12 protein-coding genes are annotated in these 11,193 nt (G+C 65.4%); 6 read left to right on the top strand and 6 right to left on the bottom strand.

Annotated features, from left to right (window positions below; all coding sequences use genetic code 11):
* Positions 1-81: 81 nt before the first annotated feature.
* Complete coding sequence (locus tag ACOQFS_RS04210; protein ID WP_421561698.1) at positions 82-1,005, top strand: SMP-30/gluconolactonase/LRE family protein; 924 nt, start codon at positions 82-84, stop codon at positions 1,003-1,005.
* Between the two features lie 18 nt (positions 1,006-1,023).
* Here the strand turns inward: ACOQFS_RS04210 and ACOQFS_RS04215 are convergent, their stop codons facing one another.
* Positions 1,024-2,151: an NADH:flavin oxidoreductase/NADH oxidase gene (locus ACOQFS_RS04215; protein WP_421561699.1), complete on the bottom strand. Its 1,128-nt coding sequence runs from the start codon at positions 2,149-2,151 to the stop codon at positions 1,024-1,026.
* Positions 2,152-2,291: 140 nt separating this feature from the next.
* Here ACOQFS_RS04215 and ACOQFS_RS04220 point away from each other — a divergent pair, with 140 nt between their 5' ends.
* From ACOQFS_RS04220 to pcaC, 3 genes are all read left to right on the top strand, one after another.
* A complete protein-coding gene (locus tag ACOQFS_RS04220; RefSeq protein ID WP_421561700.1) occupies positions 2,292-3,224 on the top strand; it encodes a LysR family transcriptional regulator in 933 nt (310 codons plus the stop codon).
* Positions 3,225-3,321: 97 nt separating this feature from the next.
* Positions 3,322-5,502: a catalase/peroxidase HPI gene (gene katG, locus ACOQFS_RS04225; RefSeq protein WP_421561701.1), complete on the top strand. Its 2,181-nt coding sequence runs from the start codon at positions 3,322-3,324 to the stop codon at positions 5,500-5,502.
* A 106-nt stretch (positions 5,503-5,608) separates the two neighbouring features.
* Positions 5,609-5,998: a 4-carboxymuconolactone decarboxylase gene (gene pcaC, locus ACOQFS_RS04230; protein ID WP_421561702.1), complete on the top strand. Its 390-nt coding sequence runs from the start codon at positions 5,609-5,611 to the stop codon at positions 5,996-5,998.
* Positions 5,999-6,005: 7 nt separating this feature from the next.
* Here pcaC and ACOQFS_RS04235 read toward each other — a convergent pair whose 3' ends face one another.
* Entirely contained in the window at positions 6,006-6,548 is a 543-nt protein-coding gene (locus ACOQFS_RS04235; protein ID WP_409829836.1) for a LuxR C-terminal-related transcriptional regulator, read from the bottom strand.
* Between the two features lie 75 nt (positions 6,549-6,623).
* Between ACOQFS_RS04235 and ACOQFS_RS04240 the strand changes: the two genes are divergently transcribed.
* Both ACOQFS_RS04240 and ACOQFS_RS04245 read left to right on the top strand, forming a co-directional pair.
* Positions 6,624-7,361, top strand: coding sequence for a CoA transferase subunit A (locus ACOQFS_RS04240; RefSeq protein WP_421561703.1), 738 nt, complete (start codon positions 6,624-6,626; stop codon positions 7,359-7,361).
* A 2-nt stretch (positions 7,362-7,363) separates the two neighbouring features.
* Positions 7,364-8,002 carry a 3-oxoacid CoA-transferase subunit B gene (locus tag ACOQFS_RS04245; protein WP_421561704.1) on the top strand — a complete coding sequence of 213 codons (639 nt, stop codon included), beginning with the start codon at positions 7,364-7,366 and terminating at the stop codon, positions 8,000-8,002.
* Positions 8,003-8,162: 160 nt separating this feature from the next.
* Here ACOQFS_RS04245 and ACOQFS_RS04250 read toward each other — a convergent pair whose 3' ends face one another.
* From ACOQFS_RS04250 to ACOQFS_RS04265, 4 genes are all read right to left on the bottom strand, one after another.
* The gene (locus ACOQFS_RS04250; protein WP_421561705.1) at positions 8,163-8,456 is read right to left on the bottom strand and encodes a DUF4148 domain-containing protein; all 294 of its coding nucleotides are present in this window, start codon (positions 8,454-8,456) and stop codon (positions 8,163-8,165) included.
* A gap of 105 nt (positions 8,457-8,561) precedes the next feature.
* Positions 8,562-8,849 carry a DUF4148 domain-containing protein gene (locus ACOQFS_RS04255; protein ID WP_421561706.1) on the bottom strand — a complete coding sequence of 96 codons (288 nt, stop codon included), beginning with the start codon at positions 8,847-8,849 and terminating at the stop codon, positions 8,562-8,564.
* 751 nt (positions 8,850-9,600) lie between these two features.
* Positions 9,601-9,933 carry an STAS domain-containing protein gene (locus ACOQFS_RS04260; RefSeq protein WP_421561707.1) on the bottom strand — a complete coding sequence of 111 codons (333 nt, stop codon included), beginning with the start codon at positions 9,931-9,933 and terminating at the stop codon, positions 9,601-9,603.
* A 96-nt stretch (positions 9,934-10,029) separates the two neighbouring features.
* A complete protein-coding gene (locus tag ACOQFS_RS04265; protein ID WP_421561708.1) occupies positions 10,030-11,145 on the bottom strand; it encodes an ABC transporter substrate-binding protein in 1,116 nt (371 codons plus the stop codon).
* Positions 11,146-11,193 lie beyond the last annotated feature (48 nt).

An 11,193-nucleotide genomic window follows, 5' to 3' on the forward strand; every position in this document is an offset into this window, starting at 1 on the left:
CGAAGCCTTGCGCAGCGCTTCGACAAGCTCAGCGTGAACGGTTCAAGTTGGCTCATGCTGAATCCACAGATAGCCCCCGCCATGTTTTTACTGCAAGCCCCTGAGGTCCGCGACCTCGACGTCTTCACCACCATGCCCGAACACTTTCGCCGCCGCGAGCGCAGCGCCTGGGCCGATGCCAACCGGGGCGGCACCGTCACCGATTCGTTCCTCGAAGGCCCGGTGTTCGACGGTGCGGGCCACCTGTACGTGACCGACATCCCCTGGGGCCGCATCTTCCGCATCAGCTCCGAGGGCGAATGGACCCTGGTGGCAGAGTACGACGGCGAGCCCAACGGCATGAAGTTCCTGGATGCCGGGACGCTGCTCATCACCGACTACAAGAACGGCCTGATGCGCCTGGATGTGGCCTCGGGCAAGGTCACGCCGTACCTGCAGCGCCGCAACAGCGAGCGCTTCAAGGGCGTGAACGACCTCATCTTTGACGCCGAAGGCAACCTGTACTTCACCGACCAGGGCCAAAGCGGCCTGCACGATCCGAGCGGCCGCCTGTACCGCCTGCGCCCGAACGGTCAGCTCGACCAGTTGCTCAACAACGTGCCCAGCCCCAATGGCGTGGTGCTCTCGCCCGACGGCCGCGTGCTGTACCTGGCCGCCACGCGCGGCAACTGCGTCTGGCGCGTGCCGCTGCTGCCCGATGGCAGCGTGGCCAAGGTGGGGCAGTTCTTCACGTCGTACGGCCCGAGCGGCCCGGACGGGCTGGCCGTGGACGCGCAGGGCCGCCTGCTGGTGGCCAACCCTGGCCTGGGCTATGTCTGGGTGCTCAACCACCGCGCCGAGCCCGAGCTGGTGCTGCGCGGTCCGGCCGGCGCATCCACCACGAACCTGGCGTTCGGCGGGGACGATGGCAAAACGGTGTTCGTGACCGATTCGACCCACGGCCGCATCCTGCGCGCGCGGCTGGATGCGCCGGGGCTGCCGCTGCACCGCCGGGTCTGCGGCTGAGCGGCGGCAGCGCGCCGCCTACTGCGCGGCAGCAGCCACCTTGGCCGCGCCGCGGTAGCGCGACAGCCAGTGCGCATACGGCGCGGGCAACGTGGTCCATTCGGGCTTTTGCGCGCCCAGCACCTGCGCCAGGTGGTAGGTGTAGTGCGGGTTGGACAGGTGGGCGCGGCCGATCATCACCAGGTCCATCTGGCCGTCGGCCACGGCGCGTTCCGCGATATTTGGGTCGTCAATGCCCCATGACGAGGCCACGGGCAGGTCGGCTTCGCTGCGCACGCGCTGGGCCACCGGGGCCAGGAAGGCGGGCGTGGCCCAGGGGATCTGCGTCTCTGCGATCACGAAATTGGCGCTGACGTTGACCATGTCCAGGCCGCGCTCGCGCATCTGGCGCACCAGCTCGATGGACTCGGCCACGGTTTCCTCGTCGCGGCCGTCGTATTCGATGACGCCGAAGCGGGCCGTGAGCGGCAGGTGCGCGGGCCACACCTTGCGCACGGCCTCCACGGTTTCGAGCAGAAAGCGTGCGCGGTTGTCAAAGCTGCCGCCGTACTGGTCGGTGCGCTGGTTGCTGTGGGGCGAGAAGAAGCTCTGCGCCAGATAGCCGTGCGCAAAGTGCAGCTCCAGCCATTCAAAGCCTGCGGCCAGCGCGCGGCGGGCGGCAGCCACAAAGTCGGCCTGCACGCGGGCAATGTCTTCCAGCGTCATGACCTTGGGCACGCGGGGCAGGCCGCTGCCGTAGGCAATGGCCGACGGGGCGATGGGCTGCCAGGCGCGCGGGTCGTCCTCGGGGATGTGGTCGTCGCCTTCCCAAGGGCGCTGGGCGCTGGCCTTGCGGCCAGCATGGGCGATCTGGATGCCGGGCACGGCGCCAGCGGCCTTGATGCTGGCGGCAATCTGAGCCATGCCTTCAACTTGCTGGTCATTCCACAGACCGGTGCAGGCGGGGGTGATGCGGCCTTCGGGCGACACGCCCGTGGCCTCGACGATCACCAGACCCGCACCGCCACGGGCCAGGCCGGCGTAGTGCGCCTGGTGCCATGCGTTGGTAAGGCCGTCCACGGCGCTGTACTGGCACATCGGCGGGATGGCGATGCGGTTGCGCAAGGTGACGCTTTGGAGCTGGAACGGGGTGAACAGGGCAGACATGCAACGGACTTTCGGATTGGCAAAGGGATAGGTGGGTTCTCGGTATGGGGGAGGGTGCAAAGACACCACGACCACGCATGGTCAGGAGGGTGGGTACGATGCAGCCATAAATCAAATCGATATTTCTTATTCCTGAAATCATGGCAATCGATATCAGGGCGATGGACCTGAACCTGCTCAAGGCGCTGGACGCCTTGCTGGACGAGCGCAGCGTGACCCGTGCTGCCCAGCGCCTGTCGCTCACGCAGCCTGCGGTCAGCGGCATGCTGACCCGGCTGCGCGAGAGTTTTGACGACCCGCTGTTCGTGCGCACTCAGCGCGGCATCACGCCCACGCTGCGCGCGCAGGAGCTGGCCGCGCCGGTCAAGGAACTGCTGGGCGGCATCGAGTCGCTGCTGCAGCCCCAGGCTTTTGACCCTGCCACGGCGCAGATGACCGTGCAGCTGGCGTCCACCGACTATGCGCTGCAGGCGGTGGTGGTGCCGTTCTTGGCCAAGCTGCGGCGCCGCGCGCCCGGCGTGCGCGTGGCCGTGGTGCCTGCCCAGCACCTGCCGGTGTACGAGCGGCTGGAGCGCGGCGACATCGACCTGGCCTTGATCAGCCCCGAGAACACCGCGCCCGACCTGTATGCCCGCCACCTGTTCGACGAGCGCTATGTGTGCGTGATGCGCGCCGGGCACCCGGACGCCCAGGGCGGCGCGCTGTCGCTGGACCGGTTCTGCGCGCTGGACCATGCGCTCATCTCGTACACCGGCGGCAGCTTTTGCGGCGTGACGGACGAGGCGCTGGCGCGCCTGGGCCGGTCGCGGCGGGTGGTGCTGTCGATCACCAGCTTTCTGGTGCTGCCTGAGATCCTGCGCAAGAGCGATTTGATCGCCGTGGTGCCGCAGCGGGTGGTGGCCGATGCCCGTGGGCTGGCGGTGCTGGAGCCGCCATTGCCCATTCCCGGCTTTGTGAAAACGGCCGCCTGGCACGAGCGCACCCACAGATCACCCGGACATCGCTGGGTGCGCTCGGTCATGTTCGATACCTTCGGCTGCGACAAGGGTGGGAGTCTGCCGACCCCTTCGTGATTGGATAAAACTATTAAATCAATCTATATGATTGTCTTTTAATCGAGGGCTGCTTTCCTTAGCATCGGTCGTTCATCAGCCACACGAGGAGCGCCCCATGACTCAAGAAAGCAAATGCCCGTTCGACCACACCAAGGCCGTTCCTACCGGTCCCCGGAATGCCGACTGGTGGCCCAACCAGCTCAACCTGCGTCCGCTGCAGCAGAACTCTCCGCTGGTCGACCCGATGGGCGACGGCTTCAACTACACCGAGGAATTCAACAAGCTGGACCTCGCGGCCCTGAAGGCTGACCTGCATGCACTGATGACCGATTCGCAGGACTGGTGGCCGGCCGACTTCGGCCACTATGGCCCGCTGTTCATCCGCATGGCCTGGCACAGCGCAGGCACCTACCGCCTGGCCGATGGGCGGGGCGGCGCGGGGGGCGGTCAGCAGCGTTTTGCGCCGCTCAACAGCTGGCCCGACAACGCCAACCTGGACAAGGCGCGTCGCCTGCTCTGGCCCATCAAGCAGAAGTACGGCCGCAAGATCTCCTGGGCCGACCTCATGATCCTGACGGGCAACGTCGCGCTCGAATCCATGGGTTTCAAGACCTTTGGCTTTGCCGGTGGCCGCCCCGATGTGTGGGAGCCCGATGAGAACGTGTACTGGGGCGCCGAAAGCACCTGGCTGGGTGGCGACAAGCGCTACAGCGGCGAGCGCGACCTGGCCAACCCGCTGGCCGCCGTGCAGATGGGGCTGATCTATGTGAACCCCGAGGGTCCCAACGGCAACCCGGACCCCCTCGCCGCGGCGCGCGACATCCGCGACACCTTTGCCCGCATGGCCATGGACGATGAAGAGACCGTGGCCCTGATCGCGGGCGGCCACACCTTCGGCAAGACCCACGGCGCAGGTGACGCTGGTCTGGTGGGCAAGGAGCCCGAAGGCGGCAGCATCGAGGACCAGGGCTTTGGCTGGATCAGTACACACGGCAGCGGCTTTGGCGGCGACGCCATCACCAGCGGCCTGGAAGTGACCTGGACCACAACGCCCACGAAGTGGAGCAACAACTTCTTCGAGAACCTGTTCGGCTACGAGTGGGAGCTGACCAAGAGCCCTGCGGGTGCCCACCAGTGGACCGCCAAGGGTGCGGACGCGACGATTCCGCACGCGCACGATCCTTCGAAGAAGCTGGTGCCCACCATGCTGACCACCGACCTGTCGCTGCGGTTTGACCCGGCCTACGAGAAGATTTCGCGACGCTTTCTGGCGCACCCCGAGCAGTTTGCCGACGCCTTTGCACGCGCATGGTTCAAGCTCACGCACCGCGACATGGGGCCGCGTGCCCGCTACCTTGGCCCCGAGGTGCCTGCCGAAGAGCTGATCTGGCAAGACCCGGTGCCTGCGGTGGACCATGCGCTGGTCGACGCGCAGGATGTGGCCGCGCTCAAGGCCAAGGTGCTGGCTTCGGGCCTGTCGGTGGCCGAGCTGGTCTCCACGGCCTGGGCATCGGCTTCCACCTTCCGCGGCGGTGACAAGCGCGGCGGCGCCAACGGGGCCCGCGTGCGCCTTGCGCCCCAGAAGGACTGGGAGGTGAACCAGCCGACGCAACTGGCCAAGGTGCTGGGCCAGCTCGAAACCATCCAGCGTGAATTCAATGCGGCACAGTCGGGCGGCAAGAAGATCTCTCTGGCCGACCTGATCGTGCTGGCCGGTGGCGCCGCCGTGGAAGCCGCTGCGAAGCAGGCCGGGCAGGATGTGACGGTGCCTTTTGCGCCCGGCCGCACGGATGCCTCGCAAGAGCAGACCGATGTCGCTTCGTTCGAGGTGATGGAGCCCGTGGCCGACGGTTTTCGCAACTACCTGCGCCCCGGTCTGGAGGGCTCGGCGGCCGAACTGCTGGTGGATCGCGCCAACCAGCTGACCCTGACCGCACCGGAGATGACCGTGCTGGTGGGGGGCCTTCGTTTGCTGGGTGCCAACGTGGGCGGCGCAGCCCACGGCGTCTTCACGCAGCGCCCGGGCGTGCTGAGCAATGACTTCTTTGTGAACCTGCTCGACATGCGCACGAAGTGGCAGAAATCTGAAGGCGCAGCCGGTGTGCTGGAAGGCGTGGACCGCAGCACTGGCGCCAAAAAATGGACGGGCACGGTGGCGGACCTGGTGTTCGGCTCCAACTCAGTGCTGCGCGCGCTGGCCGAGGTGTATGGCAGCAGCGATGCGCAGGCCGTGTTCGTGCAGGACTTCGTGAAAGCCTGGACCAAGGTGATGAACCTCGACCGGTTTGACTTGTGAGCACCACAAGCCTCTGAGTCGCTTTGAGCAACGGTGCCGCCGCCAGCACGGCGGCACCGTTGCGCTGCGGCTACCATCGCGGCCTCACACCAACCGGAGAGCCTGCGTGACCCAACCCACACCATCCAAAGACTATGAGCAAGGCCTGGCCACCCGCCGCGAGGTCATGGGCGACGACTTCGTGGACCGGGCGCTCGGCAATGCCACGGCCTTCACGCAGCCCATTCAGGAATACATCACGCGCAACGCCTGGGGCGACGTGTGGCAGCGCCCCGGGCTGGACCGCAAGACCCGCAGCCTGATCACCGTCTCGATGCTGATCGCACTGGGCAAGCAGCATGAACTCAGAGGCCATGTGCGCGGCGCGCTGAACAATGGCGCCACGGCCGAGGAGATTCAGGAGGTGCTGCTGCACGCCAGCATCTACTGCGGCCTGCCCACGGCGGTGGAGGCCTTCCGCACGGCGGCCGAGGTCATCGACGGCGCGGCCAAGTAAAACCTGTTCAACCTGCCAGAAGTTTGTGGACCAGATCTGCGGCGGTGGAGGCGTTGTACTTGCGCATGAGGCGGGCGCGGTAGATCTCCACCGTGCGGTGGCTGATCTCGAGCGTTCGGCCGATCTCCTTGGAGGTCAGGCCTTCGAGCAGTCGCGCTGCCACCTCGCGCTCGCGCCCGGTCAGTTCGGCCTTCACCGGGCGTTGCGAGCTGAGGTCTTCAAAGCTCCAGATGCCGGACTCGTGGGGGGCATTGCGGTTGAGGGCCCGGCCCGACACATGGCACCAGAACACCTCGCCGTTGGCGCGCTTCATGATGCGGTTGTCGGCGTAGTGGCCCTTGGCATTCAGAATGGGTTCCATGTGCGCGCCCAGGCGCTCGTACTCGTCGGCGCTGGGATAGAGAACCTGGAACGACTGGCCGATCAGCACCTCGCGCGAGGCGCCGAACATCTCGCAGACATGGCGGTTGCAGTCGACCATGGTGCGGTTGCGCGATAGCACCAGCCCCACGGGGGCCATGTCAAAAGCCAGTCGGTAATCCACTTCCATGGTGCTAATCTCTACGGAAAACTACTTATTTGAGTACGTAGTATCGTATCGCATCCCATCATTAAGGAGATCGTGGTGAACAAGGTATTTCCATCGGCCGCCGAAGCCCTCAAGGGCGTGGTGGCGGACGGCCAGCTGATGGCTGTGGGCGGCTTCGGCCTGTGCGGCATTCCCGAGGCCCTGATCGACGCGCTGCGTGATTCGGGCACGAAGGGCCTCACCGTGATTTCCAACAACGCAGGCGTCGATGGTTTCGGCCTGGGCAAGCTGCTGGAAACCCGCCAGATCAAGAAGATGATCTCGTCCTATGTGGGCGAGAACAAGGAGTTCGAGCGGCAATACCTGGCCGGCGAACTGGAGCTGGAATTCACCCCCCAGGGCACGCTGGCCGAGAAGCTGCGTGCGGGCGGCGCGGGCATCCCGGCCTTCTTCACCAAGACCGGCGTGGGCACCATCGTGGCCGAGGGCAAGGAGCTGCGCGAGTTCGACGGCGAAACCTACGTGATGGAGCGGTCGCTCGTGCCCGAGGTCTCGCTGATCAAGGCCGACGTCGCCGACAAGTCGGGCAACCTGCGCTTCAACCTCACGGCGCGCAATTTCAACCCCGCAGCCGCCACTGCGGGCAAGGTCTGCATCGTCGAAGTGGAAAAGATCGTGGAAGTGGGCGAGCTGGCCCCCGACGACATCCACCTGCCCGGCATCTACGTGCACCGCATCGTGCTGAATGCCAACCCCGAGAAGCGCATCGAAAAACGCACCATTACCGAAGCGCCGCGTGACCACGCGGCTCAGACCGAGAAAGCAGGAGCCTGACCATGCCTTGGACCCAAGACCAGATGGCCGCCCGCGCGGCCCAAGAACTCGAAGACGGCTTTTACGTGAACCTGGGCATCGGTATTCCCACGCTGGTGGCCAACCACACGGGTGACAAGGAAGTGTGGCTGCAGTCCGAGAACGGCATGCTGGGCATCGGCCCGTTCCCGACCGAAGACAAGGTGGACGCCGACCTCATCAACGCTGGCAAGCAGACGGTGACCACCATCAAGGGCTCGTCCATCTTCGGCAGCGACCAGTCGTTTGCCATGATCCGCGGCGGCAAGATCAACCTGTCCATCCTGGGTGCCATGCAGGTCAGCGAAAAGGGCGATCTGGCCAACTGGATGATCCCCGGCAAGATGGTCAAGGGCATGGGCGGCGCGATGGACCTGGTGGCCGGCGTCAAGCGCGTGATCGTGCTGATGGAGCACGTGGCCCGCAAGAAGGATGGCACCGAAGACCTGAAGATCCTGCCCAGTTGCACGCTGCCCCTCACGGGCGTGGGCGTGGTCGACCGCATCATCACCGACCTAGCGGTGATGGACGTGACCCCCCAAGGTCTCAAGCTGGTGGAACTGGCCCCGGGCGTCACGTTCGATGCACTGCAGGCCAAGACGGGCGTCACGCTGATCCAGTAAGCAATCTTCACGGCCGTTCATGGCCTCATGGCCATCTGTCGGCCATGTGTGTGCTGTGTGCTGTGCGGTGTGCAGCAAAAAAAGGCCGGAGCTCCTTGCGGAGCTCCGGCCTTTTGCATGCATGTGCTCTTCATGCCCGGCCTGTGCAGGCCGGGTGGAATTACATCGCGCTGAATTCGCCCGAAGGGATCTGGCCCGTGCGCAGCGCTTCGGCAGCCTGGGCGCGCACGGCAGCGCGGTCGGCCGTGGAGCTGTAGGTCACCACGCGCGAGCCTGCGGGTTCCTGGCTGCGGGTCTGTGCCACGGTGGCGGCTTCGGCGGCCACTTCGGCGCGCGTGCGGTTGGTTTCGAACTGGGTGGCGAACTGCGAGGCGTCGGCTTCGTCAGCGTGGGCGCCAAAAGAAGCGAATGCGGCCACGGCGGCGAGGGAGAGGAAACGTGCGGTCTTGTTCATGGTGAAGCTCCTGGGTATCAGTGGGTTCTAAAAGGGGTCAGTGAAAGGTCGGTCAGTGCGCAAGCACCTGGTGGGGGGGCGGTTCGATGCCCCATGCTTCCCCAATCAGCCGCGTTCGCCGGAGGGAATCTGGCCGGTGCGCACGGCGTCGGCAGCCTGGGCGCGGACGGCGTCGCGGTCAGCCGTGGACTTGTAGGTCACCACACGCGAGCCAGCGGGCTCGATGCTGCGGGTCTGGGCCACGGTGGCGGCTTCTGCGGCCACTTCGGCGCGGGTGCGATTGGTTTCGAACTGCGTGGCGAACTGCGAAGCATCGGCCTCGTCGGCGTGGGCGCCGAAAGAAGCGAAAGCAGCCACAGCGGCGATGGAGAGGAAGCGGGCGGTCGTGTTCATGATGGAAGTCCTTGGATGAAAAAAAGCGTCTCAAAAAACCGGGAAGAAGCTCAGCGAAACATTGGTTGAAAAACGGGCTGCAACCCGGGTTCGGTGAGTCGCCTTTGCGGGTTCGGCTCATCGATGGGATGAACTGTACGCCGCGCCTGTTCACAGAAAAACTAGCGAGTCGCCAACTAACTGTTCCGGTATTGGAAACAATGCGGGGGGCCGGACGGGTGAGCCACTGCGTGCGTTCTGCAAAGGACGCGACGTGAACGAAGCGATCACCGGGGGCGGTCCGGTCCAGCGGCTCACATGACGGCGTACCACGGCGTATCGCGGTGATTGCGGTGATTGCGGTGAGCACGGCATGGATGCAGATACCGCGAAACGCTAAGGAGCGAAAGGGCCGGACACAGGGTCTCTTTGGGCGTATGTATGCTGGCATGCAAGGCCATTACACCGAGTGCGTCCACAGATGGATGCGATACGGGCCATCCTGGGCGCACAGACTCACGGGGATGTTCAAAGTGCACGCCCACGGGAACGGCGTGCGGGACGTCTGTGGGGGCGTTCAATGTGTCAACGCTCGGCGGGTGCCAGCGGGCTGTATCGGCAATGCGGGGCGCCGGCGCGCCAGCCTCCATAGATCCACGCAAGGAGATGCGCTATGAATAATATAGCTATAACCGCATGTGCAATAAGCGCTAAAGCAGAAAATCGTTGTGAAAATGAAGGATGACAGTGGGGCGAAAGTGTGGGGCGCCCATCAGACCTTGATCACGCCTTCTTCCAGCGAGTCGGTGACGGCGAACAAGCTGAGGAATCCGCTCATGTCGAACACCTCGCGCACCATGGTCTGCAGCCCCGACAGCGCGAGCTTGCCCTTGCTCGCGCGCATCTTCTTGCCGGTCAGCAGCACCACGCGCAGGCCGGCCGAGCTGATGTAGTCCAGCCGGGACAGATCCAGCACCAGGCGCTGCACACCGGCGTCGAGTTGGTCGGTGATGACGCGCTCCAGCTCGGGGGAACTGCTGCTGTCCAGACGGCCGCTGGGACGCAGGATGAGGATGTCGCCGCGGTGCTCCTGTTCCAGATTCATGGGAAGCGTTCCTTGGAAGAAAAGTGAGACATTGAGGAGGCGGCGCCGGGGCGCAGCGGATTGTAAGAGCCGCTTAGGCAGCCCATCACCGCGGCGCTATTTCGCGGCTTGCTGGTTCACGTTGATGACTTCGGCCACGTTGAGCAGCAGCATGGGCGGGTACAGGCCGAGCGACTGCACGGTGCGCATGTTGATGAGCAGCGAAAAGCGCTGCAGCGTGGACGCAGGAATGTCCTGCGGCCGCTTCTTCTCCACCAGGATCTGCCGCGCCATGGAGGCGGCATACCGCCCGATGTTGGAGCCGTTCGAGAACAGGCCAAACATGCAGCCGGATTGGCGCACGATGCTTTCCGTGGCGCAAAACGTGGGCAGCTTGTTGTCGAGGGCGGCCCGTGTCACCGCGTCGCGGTGTGTATAGGCCAGGAAGGTGATGGGCCCCACGTACAGCAGGTCGGCACCCTGCTGGGCAATGCTTTCGATCTGGGGCGTGATCTGCGCCGGGTCTGGCGCGCCGCCGGGAAGCAGCGGCAGGCTCGCCTCCACCACCTCGAAGTTCTGCGCTTTGGCCAGGTGCTTGAGGCGGTCGCGTATCAGCGCCGAATTGGGCTCCGCAGGGTTGTGCAAAAAGCCCAGTCGCGAGAATGGACGGTAGGCGCGAATGGCGTTGAGCTGCACGGGCAGCGGGGCGACATGGCTCACGCCCGTGACGTTGCGGCCGGGCTGCTCCAGCGTGGGAATGAGCCCGGCGCCAACGGGATCGGTGACCTCGGTGAACACGATGGGGATGTCGCGGATCGACGTATCTGCGGGCTGGTCGTGCTTGCCCGCCAGCGCCAGCGACGTGGGTGTGCCCCACACATAGATGAGGTCGGGCTTGGCCGCACGCACGCGGCTGCGCAGATCGGGGATGTCATCGGCCTTGCCCGAAAAGCGGATGTTCACGTACCGCACCGGAACATCCTGCCGCTGCAAGTAGCTGGTGAAGCCGGCCTCGATGTTCTGGTCATCGCGGACCAGCACCATCGCCACCGTATAGCGCGCGGTGGCGGCCGAAGCGGCTGCGGTGGCGCCTGCGGCGCCCGGCGCGGCGCTCGCAGGCGCGGTCTGGGCATGGCTGGTTGAGGCGGCCAGCAACCAGGCCAACGACCACACCAGCGCAGCGCCGATGCGCCGGAGCGCGACAGATTGTGCAGAGGGTGGGATCAGTGTCATGGGGTCTCCGGGGCGCTGTGCAGGGGGTCGTGGAGGCGTGGGGCTGGG

Origin of the sequence: Paracidovorax sp. MALMAid1276, from assembly GCF_049198005.1 — a bacterium.
In the GTDB taxonomy this organism is placed as follows: domain Bacteria; phylum Pseudomonadota; class Gammaproteobacteria; order Burkholderiales; family Burkholderiaceae_C; genus Acidovorax.